The organism is Pseudomonas sp. XS1P51 (genome assembly GCF_054897845.1).
This window is the reverse complement of record NZ_CM142707.1, coordinates 3070775-3086514: the sequence shown is the minus strand read 5'-3', so window position 1 is coordinate 3086514 and position 15740 is coordinate 3070775. Positions and strand designations below refer to the sequence as shown.

The window sequence follows — 15740 nt, the reverse complement described above, 5'->3', positions numbered from 1 at the left end:
TCAGGCTGCCTCTGCCTTTTTTTGATGAATCCCATTTCACAGAGGAGACAGTCGATGCCCTTCGTCACAATAGATGGACAATCGCTTCACTACATTGATCAAGGCACTGGCCCTGCGGTGCTGCTGGCCGGCAGCTACTTGTGGGACCAAGCCATGTGGGCGCCGCAGATTACCGCCCTGTCGCAGCAGTATCGGGTGATCGCCCTGGACCTCTGGGGCCACGGTGAGTCCGGGCCACTGCCCGAAGGCACCACGTCGCTGGATGACGTGGCACGCCAGGCACTGGCGTTGCTCGATCATCTGGATATCGACCGTGTCACGCTGGTCGGTCTGTCGGTCGGTGGCATGTGGGGCGTGCGCCTGGCGCTGTCGGCGCCGCAGCGGATCAACGGTCTGGTGCTGATGGACACCTACGTCGGCGTCGAGCCAGAGCCAACCCGCCAATACTATTTCTCGCTGTTCAAACAGATCGAAGAGACGGGCGTGATCGCGCCACAACTGCTTGACATCGTGGTACCGATCTTCTTCCGTCCGGGTATCGATGCGCAGTCGGCGCTGTATCAGGATTTCCGCGCGAAACTGGCCGCGCTGCCACCTGAACGTCTGCGAGAAAGCATCGTGCCGATGGGGCGGATTACGTTTGGTCGGGATGATCTGTTGCCGCGTCTGGACGAGTTGAATCCTGAAACCACGCTGGTGATGTGTGGCGATCAGGACAAGCCACGGCCGCCGTCGGAAACCAGGGAAATGGCCGAGTTGATCGGTTGTCCTTACTTGCTGGTGCCGGAGGCTGGGCATATCTCCAATCTGGAGAATCCCGAGTTCGTTACAGATGCGCTGCTGAAGTTTCTAGCCCGGAGAAATTAGTCGGTCATATAGACGCCATCGCGAGCAGGCTCGCTCCCACAGGCGATCGTGTATCCCTGTGGGAGCGAGCCTGCTCGCGATGGGGCCAGTGAACTCACTTTGGCCCGAGAATCTTCACCAACTTGTCCGGCGACGGCGCGCCTTGCTGCTGTTGCAGTTCACCTTTGTCGTCCATGTAGAAAATCGCCGGGGTGGCGGACAGCTCCAGGTCTTCCATCAACTGCATGTTCGCCGCGAGTTTCGCCTGAATCGCCGGCGGCACCTCTTTCAGCGCCTTGAGCGAACTGGCCTTGCCGGAGCTCTCGTGGTCCTGCAGCGCTTTTTGTGGATCCTTGGCAGCGAGCAGCGCGGCGGATTTGCCCGGACTGTCTTCACGAATGATGCCGACCATGATGTGGCGCAATTGCACCTTACCGGCCTTCACCCACGGACGCGCCTGTTCCCAGAACATGTTGCAGTAAGGGCAATTCGGATCGCTGAACATGTAAACGACGCGCGGTGCGTCCTTGTTGCCGTCAGCGATCCAGTTGCTGGCCTCCATCTTGCCCCAGACTTCCTTGGCCATGGGGGCGTAAACCAGTTTTTGCAGGGGCGCCGAGCTCAGGTCGTTGCCCTCGGCGTCATACAGATTACCCAGCAGCACATGCTTGCCATCCGGGGTCAGGTACAGCGCCATGCCACGGTTCTGATACTGCGCCGCATAGCCACGCAGACCGTCGGGTGCGTCGAACTGGCCAACGATTTTCGCGCCTTTGGCTTCGATCTTCTTGATCGCTTCGGGCAATTCTTCGGCAGCCTGCACTGACGGCAGGTGCAGCAGGGCGGCGCCCAGGGTCAGCGTCAGCAGGTGGCGGAGGCGGGGCATGGCAGTTTCCTTGAAGAGGTGGCCGGTGCGGCAGGATTCGGGGTATCGAAGTTTTCCATGGCCCGAGCCAGGCTGGCTTCCGACAACTCGCCCAAATGACTGCCCAGCAAGCGACCGTCGGGGCTATAGAACAGCGTAGTCGGCAATGCCATGGAACCGACGGCCTGGCCCAAACGGCCGCTGCCGTCGAACAGCACGTTGGACAGGCTCAGGCCTTGGGTTTCCAGAAACGTGCTGACGCTTTGCATGCTCTCGGCCTGATTGACGAACAGGAAGGTCAGGTCCGGGCGGTGTTGTTGGGCGTTTTCCAGCACTGGCATTTCCCGGCGACAGGGCGGGCACCAGGTGGCCCAGAGATTGATGACCAGCGGGCCGCCCTTGTAGTCCGCCAGTTGCACGGTTTCGCCGGCGGCATTGCGCAGGGCGATGTCCGGCAGGCGTGTTCCTTGTTCGTAAATGCTCAGGGAGAAGGTCGCCAGCAGCCAGAACGCCAGACCGCTGGCCACGCCAAAGCCCAACGGACGGCGCAAGCCCGGGCGACGCCAGCCCCGGTGCAGCGCGGCGAGCAGCAGCACGACCACGCCCGGCCAGGCGAGGAAACCGCCGTCGCGCAGGTCGATGACTTGCCACGGATCGCTCCGATAATGGGCCCAGTAAACGGCGACGAACCCCACCCGTGCCGCCAGCATGCCCAGCAGGAACAGGCTGAACAGGACCGACTCGGGATTCTCGCCGCCGCGCTTGGCCACCCGCCAGCCGACAAACGTCGCCAGCGCCAGGGCACTGATCAGCAGCAGGTGATTAAGCGCGATGGCAAAAGTGCCGAGGGTAAAGGTCAGCATTAACGGGCGTCTCGGGTGATAGTCCAGCGTTGCAGGAAGGTGTCGGCATCGACCTCGCCGGTGATGCGCTGGCTGCGCCGCTCGATGCCGTCAGCGCCGATCCACAGCAGGCTCGGTGGCCCCGGCACTTTATAACGGCCGAGCAGTTCGCGGCTGGCGGCATTGTCGGCGGTGACGTCCAGCCGTAGCAAGCGCACGTCGCTCAAGGCTTCCAGTACTCGGGTTTTGCCGAACACCTGTTTTTCCATGACTTTGCACGACACGCACCAGTCGGCGTAGTAGTCCAGCAACACCCACTGGCCCTGAGTCTGCGCCGCGTCGAGTTCCCGTTGCAGCGCGGCCGGTTCCTTGATCGTGATGAAGGCGTCGTGGCCGACAGGGCTGGCGGCACGGCTCGAAGTCGAAGCGCTGTAGACCTGCAACGGCTTGAGCAGATCGTCGCTGCCACCGGCGGCGCCGATCATCAGCAGACTGCCCCACAACCCCAACAGCAGCGAACCGGCGCCGAACACATGGGCGCTTCGACTGAAACCCGAAGCCTGACGCCAGGCGCTGTAGGCAGCGATCACCAGCAAGGCACCGCACAAACCGAGCCACAGCGATTCATCCAGCACCGGGCGCAGCATCAGCAGGGCCGTGGCGAGGAACAGGAAACCGAACACGCCTTTGAGCAGGTTCATCCAGGCCCCGGGTTTGGGCAGGAAGCGATTGCCGACGGTCACCAGCAACAGCAGCGGCACACCGATGCCGATACCCATGGCGAACAGAATCAGCCCGCCATGCAGCGCATTGCCGCTTTGCGCGATATAGAGCAGCGCGCCCGCCAGTGGCGCGGTCATGCACGGGCCCACCAGCAGACCGGACAAGGCTCCCAGTACGCCAGCGCCGATCAGGCTGCCACCGCGCTGATTGCGCGAAACATTCTCCAGCCGGTCACGCACCGCCACCGGCAGTTGCAGCTCAAAGAAGCCGAACATCGGCAATGCCAGCAGCACAAACACCGCCGCGAAACTGCCCAGCAACCAGGGGTTCTGCAACAACGCCTGCAAATTCGCCCCGAGCATTGCGGCCAGAACACCCATCGCTGCATACACGAGTGCCATGCTGACGACGTAACTGGTGGCCAACGCAAAACCGCGCTTGGGCGTGGCACCACTGCCGACGATCAAACCGGCCAGGATCGGCAGCATCGGCAATGAGCAAGGGGTAAACGCCAGTAGCAGCCCCAGCCCGAAGAACACCAGCAGGCTCCAGCCCAATGCCCGTTGTTGCAGACCGCTGGCCAAGGCTTGATCCGGCGCTTCGTTGGTCGCAGAACTGGCAGCATTGTCGCCCAGATCCACGACCTGGGTTTGCGGTGGATAACACAAACCGGCATCGGCACAGCCCTGGAAACCCACCTTGATCTGGCCGGTCGCGCTTGCCGGAATCTTCAGTTCCAGGCCCTGGCGATAAACCTGTTGTTCACCGAAGAACTCATCGCTGTGGGATTCGCCTTGGGGCAATGCCGGCTTGTGCTCCGCCGGCAAGCCATCGAATTTCAGCCGTTGCTGGTACAGGTAGTAGCCATCGGCGATCTGCCAGTAGAGCTGGGTTTCACCGGATTCAAGGCGTTCGGAGGTAAAGATGAACGCTTTGCCGACGGGAAGAAAATCGGGTTTGGTTTCGAACGGATTGGTCCCTGCCTGGGCCACACCCGAGAACAAAAGAACAAAGAAGAGAAACAGTCGACGCATTGGGTAAGCCTTATCCCTGTGCAGGTGAGGAGCACAATGAGAGACGGCGATTAACCGATGATTAACCGCGCACAGACGCCGTCCCTCGTGCCCCGTCGCTGCGCCGGACTCAGTTTCAATCGATTAATAACCCTGGCCAGGATTCATCATCTACCGCGTGTGGGCCGCTCTCCACCTTGTCCTGCTGAAGGTTGTATCTGATGTATTGGTTGTCGTTCAGGAAAATATAGTAATAACTATCCCTGAAGGTTCGGTCCCACTGGACGGCAGTAATAATGTTGTTTTTGTAGGGCTCTAATTCTGGCCAGGTATCGTAGGTAATAGCTTCGTGTCTTGAGCGTCGTTTCAGATAGTTGAAAGTGAGAGAGTAGCCGTCTTTCATGATGAACCTGAACAAGAATTTTTGCCCGAGGGCCTCCCACCAAGTGCCCGCTACAATGCGGTCGAAATAGGGAAGTAATACTCGCCATATTGATTGTTCAAGTGGGTATGTCTTACTGGATTCAAGGTCCTGATCGTACCTACAGACCATGGGGGTTTTGTCTGCATAGTAAAATAGCCACAAAATATCTGCATCAAGGGCCCCTTGCGGATCAAGCCCTGTGGTAGTGAATCCAAAGCGAACATGTTTTATATATGGGCTGAAATCGCCCCAGTTTTTTTCGGAAACGTCTCGTGGATAATTCTCTGCTATCTTGTTGGAAACTACGTCAAATCTCGAATATGTATTGGTGTCTTTAAAAAAGAAGTAAATTTGATCTTTGCCTGCTCGCCAGTCGACGGCAACAAAGTTTTTCAGTGTTGGCATGAAATGATTCCATTCGCTCGGGCAGTTTTTTCTGGATTTATTAGAGTGCTTGCATTTTAATGGTTATGTTTTGAGTGTGAGTTATGGTTGTGTGATGAATTTTCAGTCAGTGAATAGTCCTGGCCAGTGCTTGCTGGATGATTGGGGGCCGACCTCTAATTTGTTTTTATCGATGTTGTATTTCAAATATTGGTTGCGAGTAAGAAATATAAAGTAATAGCTATCACCAAAGTCTGCATTCATTTGTACTGCAGTCAGGATTCTGTGTTTATAAGGTTCCAGTCCTGGCCATGAATCGTCGTTGATCGCATGCAGGGTTATCTCTCTGGTATTCCAGTCAAAATCGAGGCCGTTCCCGTCATTCAAAAGGAATCTGTACTTATGTGATTGATTGAACTTGTGCGGTTTTTTCCACCAGGTGCCTGCAACAATACGGTCGAAATAGGGGAGCAATGGAGCCCATATCGATCCCGCGACAGTATGCAGGCCCCTGATGCTGTCGACATCCTGATCATATTCACAAAACATGGGCGTTTCACCGTCGTAGTAAAATAGCCACAGGATGTCGGGATCGAGTTCAATTCTATTTGCCGTGATAAGCCGGCTGGTGGCGAACCCGAAGCGCAAGTTTTTCGCGTGCTGATGGAAGTCACTCCACCAGGAATAAGTGATGGGCTTCGGATAGCCTTCGGGAACTTGGTCATCATCATTGTCAAATCGGGAGTATGTGTTGGTATCTTTAAAGAAGAAGTAGCACCTGTCTTTTCCAGATCGCCAGTCAACGGCGACGAAATTTTTGGCTTCGGGCATTTTTAGTTCCTTTTCGTTTGGTTTGGTTTTGATGCGTGGTTTAAAGATAACAGTCTGAGTTGTATCTTGTGTGCTGTTTTTTACGATGGATTTATTTCAATGTTTGGCAAGGTTAGTTTGTTTTTTAGTTGTGAAGGTCATGTATCGATTTTCTGGAAAGGCTTTCGTTGCGTATTGTTCAGCCCGGATATTCGTGCTTTTCTCCTGTCGCGCTCCCGGACATAATCGCGTCTTAATGTCGGTTTGTTTGAATCGCGATTTCTATGGAGCTCACCATGCACGTACTGGTTTGCGAAGACGACGAGCTGATTGCCAGCGGCATTGTTGCCGGCCTCACCGCCCAGGGCCTGACCGTCGAGCACGTTGCCACCGCCTCGGCGGCCCGGGCGATGCTCAAGGTCGCCGAATTCGACGTGATGGTGCTCGACCTCGGTCTGCCGGACGAAGACGGGCTCAAGCTGTTGCAGCAGTTGCGCCATAACGGCCTGGAACTGCCGGTGCTGATCCTCACCGCCCGGGATTCGGTCACCGACCGTGTCGACGGTTTGCAGGCCGGGGCCGACGATTACCTGCTCAAGCCGTTTGACCTGCGCGAACTTGCTGCGCGCTTGCACACGCTGTTGCGACGAGTGGCAGGGCGCAGCGTCAATCTGATCGAGCACGGCCGTCTGAGCTACGACCCGAGCAGTCGCGAAACCACCCTCGGCGGTCAGCCGGTGGACCTGTCGCGTCGCGAGCAGTCGCTGTTGCAGGCCTTGCTGCATAACCGTGGCCGGGTGCTGTCTACCGAGCAACTGAAGGACAGCGTCTACGGTTTCAACGACGAACTGGAAAGTAACGCCCTCAACGTCCATATCCATCACCTGCGGCGTAAACTGGGCAACGGCATTGTCGAGACTGTGCGCGGCCTGGGCTATCGCCTGGGGCCGGCCGATGGCGGAGAAGAATCGAAGTGATGAGCCTGCGTTTGCGCCTGAGCCTGACACTCGGCGCCGCATTTGCACTGATCTGGGCCCTGGCGGCGGCCTGGATGCTCAGCGACCTGCGTAACCAGATGATGTTTTCCCTCGACCAGCGGCTGGTGGCGTCGGCGCGCATGGTCGCCGGCCTGATGGAGCAATTGCCGGCGTTGCCGAGCAAAGGCGAGGGCACCCATTTCAGCGCTGAGCAACTGAACATTCCGGGCGGCATGGCGTGTCAGGTCAGCTCGTTGCGCGGCGAAATCCTCGCCCGCAGTCACACCGACCCGCAGCAAACCCTGGAAGCCGAGAAAATGGGTTTCCACGATCAGATGATCGACGGCGCACCGTGGCGCAGTTTCACCCTGGCCCGCGGCGACTTGCGCATCACCACCGCCGACCGGCAGATCGAGCGCGAAGCGCTGAACATGTCGATCCTGCTGGCCGCATCGGTGCCGGTGGGTGTGGCGCTGCTTGGCTGCCTGTGTCTGCTCTGGCTGGGGATCGGCCAGGGGCTGGCGCCGCTCAATCGCATGCGCGATGCCTTGATGCGGCGCAGCGCCGACTCTCTGGAACCTTTGCAGATCCAGCCGCTGCCCAGCGAGCTGCAACCCTTGCTGGACACCCAGAACCAGCTGTTCCAGCGCATCGGCAAGACCATCGAGCGCGAACGTCGCCTGACCGGTGACGCGGCCCACGAATTGCGCAGCCCGCTGACGGCGATCAAGACTCACCTGCAAGTGGCACGCATGACCGACGGTGCGGCCCGGGATCAGTCCCTGGCCCGGGCCGAAGAGGGCGCCGATCGTATGCACCGGACCCTTGAACAATTGCTGCTGCTGGCGCGTGTCGAGGGCAGTCTGTCGTTCGATGACGGTGTGCAATGCAGCGCCGAACAAGTGGCGAAACTGGCTATCCAGGACGCCGCCAGCGGTGATCGTCAGCGGATCAAGTTCAAGATGCCGCCGAAGATCTCTCATGCCCCGGTGCAAATGCCCGCGGTGCTGTCGATTGCCGCGCTGCGCAACCTGCTGGACAACGCGCTGCGCCATACGCCGGGTGACGGTGCGGTGGAGCTGAGCCTGGAAACCACCGGCAACCGCGTGCAGTTCGTAGTCCGCGACCATGGGCCGGGCATTGCCGAAGACGATCTGCAACACTTGACCCAACGCTTCTGGCGCAACGGCCAGAGCACCGGTTGCGGGCTGGGCCTGGCGATTGTCCAGGCCATCGTCCAGCGTTGCGGCTGCACCTTGCATTTCGACAGCCGGCCGGATGGGTTGCGGGTTGAGCTGACCATGCCGTTGCAACCGGTCTGACAACCGCCACAATCCCTTTGTAGGCGCTGCCGAAGGCTGCGATCTTTTGATCTTCTTTTTTAAAAGCCAGATCAAAAGATCGCAGCCTTCGGCAGCTCCTTGTATCTCGACTATCGCTCCGTCAGGAGCGATAGTTCTCGACTGATCATCGAGGGAGGGATCTGGAAGACGCGCAGCTCCTTAGGCGTTATGCCTGCAATGTAGATGGTGCTCCAACCCTCCACACTCACTCGTATAGTTCGAACGGTATCTTGGGCCCGTCTTCGGCGAGAGCCCGCATTTGCAAGGTTGGACAGAGTGCAGTGATGATCGCAATTGATCTGATTGGAGGTATTCATGTCCAGTTTCGTTGGCGTCGATGTCGCAAAAAATACTTTTGATATCGCCACTCATCTGCCTAATGGCAAACACAAAACCAAGGCCAAACTCGCTAACGATGCCAAGGGCTTCAAGGAACTTGAGGCTTGGTTGCACAAGCAGGCCGAGCCTTCGGCCCTGATCGTGATGGAAGCCACCAGCGTCTACCACCTGGCGCTCGCCGAGTTTGTTTACAACAAGGGTTATCGGGTCTGTGTGGTCAACCCGGCTACGACCCATGCCTATGCCAACAGCGAACTGCGTCGAGTCAAAACCGATAAAAGCGACGCCAAGCTGATCGCTGACTTCGCCAGAGAAAAACATGAAAAACTGTCGCTCTGGGCCCCGGAACCGCTGAAGTTTCGCCAACTGAAGGCGATGGTTCGCCGCCTCGATGATCTTCAGGAAATGCAGCAAATGGAGCGTAATCGTCTGGACGTGTCCGACGAAAGCGTCAAAGACTCGATCCAGTCGGTACTGCGCCACGTCGAAAAAGAGATCGCTGAGACGCACAAGGTAATCAAGCAACACATCGATGACGACCCCGACATGCGTCAGATGCGCGACTTGATCGTGACCATCGATGGCATCGGCGAAAAAACACTTGAGAGACTACTGGCCGAACTGGGCGACCTGCGCAAATACGACGATCCGCGCAAACTGGTGGCTGCTGCGGGACTCAACCCGAAGCTGCATGACTCGGGCATGCTCAAGGGCCGCACCCCGATCTCGAAAATCGGCTCGGTACGACTGCGCGCCAGCCTCTACATGCCAGGAATCGTGGCGCTGAAACACAACGAAGCAATCATCGCTCTCAAAGACCGCCTGAAGGCCAACGGCAAGGCTCCCAAGCAAATCATCTGTGCCGCGATGCGCAAGCTGCTGCACTTCGTCTATGGCGTGCTCAAGTCGGGTCAACCCTTCGACCCGAAACTTGCGCTTGCTCGGTGAGAGTCAAGACGGTATCTACATTCGTTCTATGTCGCACACCAAATGTAACTTCTCTCCATTAGTCACCTTGCCGTCATAGCGCTATCGTCCCCGGCAGCTTTTTCTCAATGGATTGAGGTAGCAGCGCCATGGATGCACCCATACACATCTGCAAGGCAACCCCTACCGACGCCGGCATCATCTGCCGCATCATCGAGCGCTCCATCCGCGTGGGCTGCGCGCTCGACCACCGTAACGACCCGCGGACCGTTGCCCTCTGGACCCACAACAAGACCATCGAACACGTCCAGCCCTGGCTGACCGACCAGCGGTTGTACCTGAACATCGCCTTGCTGCAGGACAAACCGGTCGGCGTTGCCATGGCCGCGATCAGCGGCAAGGTCGCGTTCTGTTACGTGCAGCCGGAATGGTTTCGTCGCGGGGCCGGGCAAGCACTGGTGCAGGACCTCGAAGGCTGTTGCGCGGTCTGGGTTTGCGTCAGGCACAACTCAATAGCACCCGAACCAGCGAAGCGTTTTACCGTCATCTGGGTTACCAGCCCCGCGCCCAAACCTTCGTGGTCGCGGGGCTTCACGCCATTCCCATGCACAAAGGCCTGCCGCCACCTTCATAGAAAGCTGATCACGGGTCTAAATCCTTGAGGCGCTGATGCGTTTCCAGAACAGGAAAACCTGCAAGTGCGCCCCGTGAACGGAACGCGCACCTGTCCGGTGTGCAGTTTTGGTCACTATCAACAGCGTATTGAGGGGTCGAGAGATGTCAGTCGCTACCAGCCTTATGGAAGATCAGTCGGCCCGGATCACTCCGGCGCCGGCGGAGACGCTTTATCAGTTCAACGAATCGCCGTTGCTGGCGCGTCAGAACCAGCAGGAATCGAATGCCCGCAGCTACCCGCGACGTATTCCCCTGGCACTCAAGCGCGCCAAGGGCATTTATGTCGAAGACGTTGAAGGCCGCAGTTTCATCGATTGCCTGGCCGGTGCCGGGACGCTGGCCTTGGGGCATAACCATCCGGTGGTGATCGACGCGATCCAGCAAGTGCTGACCGATGAGCTGCCGCTGCACACCCTCGACCTGACCACCCCGGTCAAGGATCAGTTCGTGCAGGACCTGTTCGGTTTGCTGCCACCAGCCTTGGCGGCTGAAGCCAAGATCCAGTTCTGTGGCCCGACCGGCACCGACGCGGTGGAAGCCGCGTTGAAACTGGTGCGCACCGCCACCGGACGCAGCACCGTGCTGTCGTTCCAGGGGGGTTATCACGGCATGAGCCAGGGCGCGTTGAGCCTGATGGGCAGCCTGGGGCCGAAAAAACCCTTGGGGGCGTTGCTCGGCAATGGCGTGCAGTTCATGCCGTATCCCTATGACTACCGCTGCCCGTTCGGCCTCGGTGGCGCGCAGGGCGTGAAGGTTAACCTCAACTACCTGGAAAACCTGCTGAACGATCCCGAGGCCGGTGTGCAATTGCCGGCCGCGGTGATTGTGGAAGTCGTGCAGGGCGAGGGCGGGGTGATTCCGGCTGACCTCGACTGGTTGCGCGGCTTGCGGCGGATCACCGAAAAGGCTGGCGTGGCATTGATCGTCGATGAGATCCAGAGCGGTTTTGCCCGCACCGGCAAGATGTTTGCCTTCGAACACGCCGGGATCATTCCGGACGTGGTGGTGATGTCCAAAGCCATCGGCGGCAGCCTGCCGCTGGCGGTGGTGGTCTATCGCGACTGGCTCGACACCTGGTTGCCGGGCGCCCATGCCGGGACGTTCCGTGGCAATCAGATGGCGATGGCCGCGGGCTCCGCGGTGATGCGTTACCTGATCGAACACAAAGTCTGCGATCACGCCGCCGCCATGGGCGAACGCTTGAGCGAACACCTGCGCATCCTGCAGCGGGACTTTCCGCAACTGGGTGACATTCGCGGTCGCGGCTTGATGCTTGGCGTCGAACTGGTCGATCCGACCGGCGCGCCGGATGCGCTGGGTCATCCGCCGATCTTCGGTCGACTGGCGCCGCTGGTGCAGCGCGAATGCCTCAAGCGCGGGTTGATCCTCGAACTGGGTGGCCGTCATGGCGGCGTGGTGCGCTTCCTGCCGCCGCTGGTGATTACCGCCGCGGAAATCGACCGGGTAGCCGAGATTTTTGGCCGGGCCATGGCCGCCGCCACCACCAGCCTCTAAATTTTTCAGCCTCTGGAACGTTCCTTCTACATACGGCTGCGCATGCAGTGCAGCCCACCTTACAGCGATGGAGAGACACCATGACGTCAGTATTCGACCGCGAGGACATCCTCTTTCAGGTCGTGGTCAACCACGAAGAGCAGTACTCGATCTGGCCGGACTACAAGGCCGTGCCACAAGGCTGGCGCACCGTGGGCAAGAGCGGTTTGAAAAAGGAATGCCTGGCTTACATTGAAGAAACCTGGACGGACATGCGTCCGCTGAGCCTGCGCCAGAAGATGGAAGAACAGGCGGCTGTGGCTCACTGAGTCACTGCGCAAAAAGAAGTCCGCTGAACCGGTAACGGTCAGCGGGCTTTTTCGTGTGGAACATCAAAAGATCGCAGCCTCGTTTCACTCGTCAGCTCCTACAAGGGATTCGCGTAAACCTGTAGGAGCTGACGAGTGAAACGAGGCTGCGATCTTTTGATCTTAGGCCGATGGCTTACCGCTCAAGCCCTTGATCACCAAATCCACATTCCCTTCCAGCTCAGCCACCGGATCCGCCGCATCCACACTCAACACCACCAACCGACTCCCGGCCTCGGCGATCACCGCTTTCACCGCGTCCGATGGCTGCCGATGATGCAACACCACCGCCACGTCATTGTCCTTGAGCGTCGCACCCAATTGCTTGAGCGCTTCCGGTGTCCATTCGGCATCCGGCCGCGCATCGAGGCCGATCAGCTCCAGGTTGAGGCCGCCGATCAGGTAGCCGAAGTGATCGCTCAGGCTCATCACGCTGAGGTTGTCGGCACTGGCCAACCGCGCTTCGCTGTCGGCACTGAACTTGAGCAGTCGCTGTTTCAGCGCCGCCAGGTTGGCCTCGATTTTCGGCTTGGCCGCCGGCGCCAGGCGCACCAGGTCCGCCGCCATTACATCCGCCATCCGTCCCATGTTGTTGCTGGAAAACCACGGCTGACTGTTCAAGCCGTCGACCTTGTTGCCGGGCTGCACGGCGATGCCGGGCAGGGCGCCGTCCACCGGGCGGGCGGCGTCGACTTCGACGATGCGAATGTTGCTGCGCCGGGAGATCGGGTACAGCGGGTCATCCGGCCACAGCGAGCGCAGGCCGATCACCGCATCGGCGTCAGTCGCCAGTTTGGCCAGCGCCGGCGCGCCACGCCCGGTGAAGTAGGCGGTCTGGCGGCTGCCGGGTAAATTGGCCGGTGCCGCCCGTTCAAGGTTGACATCGGTGCCCTTGAGCAAGACTTCGCCCAGGCCGTAGGTGATCGGCAAGGACGCCAGCACGTGCAGCGGTTTGGCGCTGTCCGCCGCAAAGGAAGTGTTGACCAGCCCACACAGGGCGACGGCCAGGGTCAGTTGACGCAGAGAAAAAGACATTTATCCAAGGTTCCCTTTCAGACTGGGGACAACGCCCCGGGCAATCGCGGACAGGGCGAAGGCGATACCGGCCACCAGAATGATCGCGGCGCCGGACGGGATCGGCAGGTCGAAGACGATCGGCGCAAGAATCCCGCACAGCGTGCTGACCGTGGCGATCAGTACCGAACACCAGAAGAAGCCCTTCAGCGACTGGCTGAGCAAACGCGCGGCCGCTGCGGGAATCACCAACAGGGCACCCACCAGAATCGCGCCGATGACCTTCACCGCCGCCACGGTGATCAACGTCACCAGAATCACGAACAGATAATCCAGAGTCTTCACCGCCACGCCGCGTACAGCGGCCAACTGCGGATTGAAACTGGCGAGCATGATGCGGTTGTACAGCGGCAAGGCCAGTGCCATCACCAGCGAGCCAACGATGGCCAACACCAGCAGATCATTGCCGTTGACCGTCAGCACCGAACCGAACAACACGTTTTCCAGAATGTGCACGTTGATCTTGCCGGCCAGAATCAGCAGGAGACTGGCGCCTAGGGCCAACGACACGGAAAGGAACACGCCGATCAAGGTATCCGGCGCCAGACCCGTGCGGTTGCGCAGGTAGTTGAGCAGGATGCCGAACAGCAGGCAGTAACCGAACAGGCTGCCGTAAGGCCCGGTGTAGGGCTCGCCGAGCAGGATGCCGATGGCCACGCCGGTCAGCGCTGCGTGACCCACCGCTTCGGAGAAAAACGCGAAGCGCTTGACCACCACCAGCGTGCCCAGACCGCCCAGCACGGGACCGATCAACAGGCCGGCGAGCAACGCGTTGACCACAAAACCGTAGGCCAGCGCTTCCGGCAGATAACCGGACGAGGCCCACCCCTGGACCATCAAACGAAAGGCTTCGTAACTCATCAGGCAGCGCTCCGTGGATGGGTCGAGAACAAGGTCAGCAAACGTTCCGGGGTCAGTGCCTGTTTCGGCGTGGCATCGAACAGCACCCGGCGATTGAGCCCCGTGACCCGATCTGCCAGACGCCCGACCGCTTCCAGGTCATGCTCGATCCACAGCACGGTGATCCCGCTCTGGCGCCAGTCGCCGAGCAGTCGTTCGAACACCTGAATGCCGGCCTCATCGAGGGCCGACATCGGTTCATCGAGCACCAGCAATTGCGGGGCCGGAATCAGCCCCTGTGCCAGCAACACGCGCTGGCGCTCACCACCGGACAAAGCGCCCATGCGCCGCTTGCGCTTGTCCTGCATGCCGACCCGTTCCAGTGCCTCGCCAATGGCGGCGGCGTAGTGCTTGCTCAAGCCGAGAAAGGCCGGGCGCCGCTGACACATGGCCGCCATGAAGTCGTCGACGGTCATCGGCAGGCCTCGGTCGAATTCCAGCGCTTGAGGCACGTAGCCGATGGTGCCGGGTTCGCCGGGCCATTGCAGACTCAAACGACCCTGATGCGGCATCTGCCCGAGCAGGGTCTTGATCAGCGAACTCTTGCCGCCACCGTTGGGGCCGACCAGCGCATGCACGCTGCCGGGCTGGACCTGAAAGGTCACGTTGTCGAGGATCGTCGTGCGGCCCAGGGTCAGGCTGACATCCGCAAAATCCAGCGTCGGCCCCGATGATAATTGTGGGAGCGAGCCTGCTCGCGAATGCGGCGTCTCATTTAACGATGATGTTGACTGATCCACCGCTTTCGCGAGCAGGCTCGCTCCCACAGGGGATTCGCTGAGGGTTTCTTTAGCGGTCATTTGCCTGACTCCTGAATCGCCCGGACCACGGTGTTGAGGTTGCCGGTCATTTCCTTTTCATACTTGTCGGCGGTGTATTCGCCATAGGAAATGTGCGACAACGGATACAACTTCACCCCGGATTCACGCTGGATGGTATCGACGTAGGTGGACGGGAAATCCATCTCGGAGAAGATCACCTTCACGTCCAGTTCCCGCAGTTGATCGATGGTCTTTTTCAACTGGCTCGGGCTCGGTTCGATGCCATGGGCCGGCTCGACCACGGCGGTCACTTCCAGGCCGAATTCGCGCAGCAAATAGTCATAAGCCGCGTGGACGGTGGCGACTCGCAGTTCGGCGTTCGGCGCCTCGGTCAGTTTCGCCAGGGCATCGGCGCGCATCTGCCGCAGGCGTTTGCCATAGGCGCGGGCGTTCTGGGTGTAGGTCTTGGCGTTGGCCGGGTCGAGCTTGCCCAATTCACGGGCGATGTTGTTGACCTGGGCAATCGACGCGCTGATCGACAGGAAGGTGTGCGGATTGACCACCTTGCCCGCGCCCCGGGCGGCGACGCCGGTGGCGGCCAGCAGGGGCACGTTTTCGTTGGCTTCGATCACCGGGACGTTCGGGGTCTCGCTGGCAGCGATCATGCGGTCGGCGAAGTCGTCATGACCCACCCCGTTGAGCACGATCACGTCCAGCCCGCTGATGCGTTTGATGTCTTCGGCGCGGGGTTCGTAGGCATGCGGGTTGAAACCGGCCGGAATCAGCGGCACCACCTCGGCTTTATCACCGACGATGTTCGCCACGTAGCTGTAATAAGGGTGCAGGGTGATGCCGATGCGCAGGTGTTTGGCTTCGTCGGCATTGGCCAGCGGTGTCAGCAGACAAGCCAGCAAGCCGGCCACTAACAGGCGCAGGAAAGAACGTTGAGATGAACTAGGCATGGGAAGGCGGTCT

At 59.6% G+C, this 15740-nt stretch carries 15 protein-coding genes and 1 pseudogene; 7 read left to right on the top strand and 9 right to left on the bottom strand.

Going from position 1 to position 15740, the window contains the following annotated elements; all coding sequences use genetic code 11:
* Positions 1-54: 54 nt before the first annotated feature.
* Positions 55-867 carry an alpha/beta fold hydrolase gene (locus tag ACYZUD_RS14280; protein ID WP_462024579.1) on the top strand — a complete coding sequence of 271 codons (813 nt, stop codon included), beginning with the start codon at positions 55-57 and terminating at the stop codon, positions 865-867.
* 94 nt (positions 868-961) lie between these two features.
* Here ACYZUD_RS14280 and dsbG read toward each other — a convergent pair whose 3' ends face one another.
* The 5 genes from dsbG to ACYZUD_RS14255 all read right to left on the bottom strand — a co-directional run bounded on the left by dsbG (position 962) and on the right by ACYZUD_RS14255 (position 5928).
* Positions 962-1732 carry a thiol:disulfide interchange protein DsbG gene (dsbG, locus tag ACYZUD_RS14275; RefSeq protein WP_462024578.1) on the bottom strand — a complete coding sequence of 257 codons (771 nt, stop codon included), beginning with the start codon at positions 1730-1732 and terminating at the stop codon, positions 962-964.
* Complete coding sequence (locus ACYZUD_RS14270; RefSeq protein WP_462024577.1) at positions 1708-2574, bottom strand: TlpA family protein disulfide reductase; 867 nt, start codon at positions 2572-2574, stop codon at positions 1708-1710. The genes dsbG and ACYZUD_RS14270 overlap by 25 nt, the downstream gene beginning before the upstream one ends.
* Positions 2574-4310 (bottom strand): protein-disulfide reductase DsbD, encoded by a 1737-nt coding sequence (dsbD, locus tag ACYZUD_RS14265; protein WP_462024576.1) that lies wholly within the window; start codon positions 4308-4310, stop codon positions 2574-2576. Before dsbD ends, ACYZUD_RS14270 begins: the two co-directional genes overlap by 1 nt.
* 115 nt (positions 4311-4425) lie before the next feature.
* Positions 4426-5118: a hypothetical protein gene (locus ACYZUD_RS14260; RefSeq protein ID WP_462024575.1), complete on the bottom strand. Its 693-nt coding sequence runs from the start codon at positions 5116-5118 to the stop codon at positions 4426-4428.
* A gap of 102 nt (positions 5119-5220) precedes the next feature.
* Positions 5221-5928: a hypothetical protein gene (locus ACYZUD_RS14255; RefSeq protein WP_462024574.1), complete on the bottom strand. Its 708-nt coding sequence runs from the start codon at positions 5926-5928 to the stop codon at positions 5221-5223.
* A gap of 275 nt (positions 5929-6203) precedes the next feature.
* Here ACYZUD_RS14255 and ACYZUD_RS14250 point away from each other — a divergent pair, with 275 nt between their 5' ends.
* The 6 genes and pseudogenes from ACYZUD_RS14250 (at position 6204) to ACYZUD_RS14225 (ending at position 11991) form a co-directional block, all read left to right on the top strand.
* On the top strand, positions 6204-6884 hold the full coding sequence (locus tag ACYZUD_RS14250; RefSeq protein WP_462024573.1) for a response regulator: 681 nt from the start codon (positions 6204-6206) through the stop codon (positions 6882-6884).
* Positions 6881-8206 (top strand): ATP-binding protein, encoded by a 1326-nt coding sequence (locus ACYZUD_RS14245; RefSeq protein WP_462024572.1) that lies wholly within the window; start codon positions 6881-6883, stop codon positions 8204-8206. Before ACYZUD_RS14250 ends, ACYZUD_RS14245 begins: the two co-directional genes overlap by 4 nt.
* Before the next feature lie 336 nt (positions 8207-8542).
* Positions 8543-9514 (top strand): IS110 family RNA-guided transposase, encoded by a 972-nt coding sequence (locus ACYZUD_RS14240; protein WP_462019512.1) that lies wholly within the window; start codon positions 8543-8545, stop codon positions 9512-9514.
* 128 nt (positions 9515-9642) lie between these two features.
* Positions 9643-10127: pseudogene (locus ACYZUD_RS14235) on the top strand (GNAT family N-acetyltransferase).
* Positions 10128-10270: 143 nt separating this feature from the next.
* On the top strand, positions 10271-11683 hold the full coding sequence (locus ACYZUD_RS14230) for a diaminobutyrate--2-oxoglutarate transaminase (protein ID WP_462024571.1): 1413 nt from the start codon (positions 10271-10273) through the stop codon (positions 11681-11683).
* A gap of 80 nt (positions 11684-11763) precedes the next feature.
* Positions 11764-11991 carry an MbtH family protein gene (locus tag ACYZUD_RS14225; protein WP_007990131.1) on the top strand — a complete coding sequence of 76 codons (228 nt, stop codon included), beginning with the start codon at positions 11764-11766 and terminating at the stop codon, positions 11989-11991.
* A 162-nt stretch (positions 11992-12153) separates the two neighbouring features.
* Here ACYZUD_RS14225 and ACYZUD_RS14220 read toward each other — a convergent pair whose 3' ends face one another.
* Genes ACYZUD_RS14220 through ACYZUD_RS14205 form a run of 4 tightly spaced genes read right to left on the bottom strand, consistent with a single transcriptional unit; the run spans position 12154 to position 15727 of the window.
* Positions 12154-13065: a metal ABC transporter substrate-binding protein gene (locus ACYZUD_RS14220; protein WP_462024570.1), complete on the bottom strand. Its 912-nt coding sequence runs from the start codon at positions 13063-13065 to the stop codon at positions 12154-12156.
* Positions 13066-13965, bottom strand: coding sequence for a metal ABC transporter permease (locus ACYZUD_RS14215; protein ID WP_218440037.1), 900 nt, complete (start codon positions 13963-13965; stop codon positions 13066-13068).
* Entirely contained in the window at positions 13965-14804 is an 840-nt protein-coding gene (locus tag ACYZUD_RS14210) for a metal ABC transporter ATP-binding protein (protein ID WP_462024569.1), read from the bottom strand. Before ACYZUD_RS14210 ends, ACYZUD_RS14215 begins: the two co-directional genes overlap by 1 nt.
* Positions 14801-15727, bottom strand: coding sequence for a metal ABC transporter substrate-binding protein (locus ACYZUD_RS14205; RefSeq protein WP_462024568.1), 927 nt, complete (start codon positions 15725-15727; stop codon positions 14801-14803). Before ACYZUD_RS14205 ends, ACYZUD_RS14210 begins: the two co-directional genes overlap by 4 nt.
* Between the last annotated feature and the right edge of the window lie 13 nt (positions 15728-15740).

Bases quoted from the DNA above. Each gene is read 5' to 3' on its own strand.
- ACYZUD_RS14225 (WP_007990131.1), top strand. From the start codon at position 11,764: ATGACGTCAGTATTCGACCGCGAGGACATCCTCTTTCAGGTCGTGGTC.
- ACYZUD_RS14210 (WP_462024569.1), bottom strand. From the start codon at position 14,804: ATGACCGCTAAAGAAACCCTCAGCGAATCCCCTGTGGGAGCGAGCCTG.
- ACYZUD_RS14270 (WP_462024577.1), bottom strand. From the start codon at position 2,574: ATGCTGACCTTTACCCTCGGCACTTTTGCCATCGCGCTTAATCACCTG.
- ACYZUD_RS14250 (WP_462024573.1), top strand. From the start codon at position 6,204: ATGCACGTACTGGTTTGCGAAGACGACGAGCTGATTGCCAGCGGCATT.
- ACYZUD_RS14240 (WP_462019512.1), top strand. From the start codon at position 8,543: ATGTCCAGTTTCGTTGGCGTCGATGTCGCAAAAAATACTTTTGATATC.
- dsbD (WP_462024576.1), bottom strand. From the start codon at position 4,310: ATGCGTCGACTGTTTCTCTTCTTTGTTCTTTTGTTCTCGGGTGTGGCC.
- dsbG (WP_462024578.1), bottom strand. From the start codon at position 1,732: ATGCCCCGCCTCCGCCACCTGCTGACGCTGACCCTGGGCGCCGCCCTG.
- ACYZUD_RS14220 (WP_462024570.1), bottom strand. From the start codon at position 13,065: ATGTCTTTTTCTCTGCGTCAACTGACCCTGGCCGTCGCCCTGTGTGGG.
- ACYZUD_RS14205 (WP_462024568.1), bottom strand. From the start codon at position 15,727: ATGCCTAGTTCATCTCAACGTTCTTTCCTGCGCCTGTTAGTGGCCGGC.
- ACYZUD_RS14260 (WP_462024575.1), bottom strand. From the start codon at position 5,118: ATGCCAACACTGAAAAACTTTGTTGCCGTCGACTGGCGAGCAGGCAAA.
- ACYZUD_RS14255 (WP_462024574.1), bottom strand. From the start codon at position 5,928: ATGCCCGAAGCCAAAAATTTCGTCGCCGTTGACTGGCGATCTGGAAAA.
- ACYZUD_RS14280 (WP_462024579.1), top strand. From the start codon at position 55: ATGCCCTTCGTCACAATAGATGGACAATCGCTTCACTACATTGATCAA.
- ACYZUD_RS14215 (WP_218440037.1), bottom strand. From the start codon at position 13,965: ATGAGTTACGAAGCCTTTCGTTTGATGGTCCAGGGGTGGGCCTCGTCC.
- ACYZUD_RS14230 (WP_462024571.1), top strand. From the start codon at position 10,271: ATGTCAGTCGCTACCAGCCTTATGGAAGATCAGTCGGCCCGGATCACT.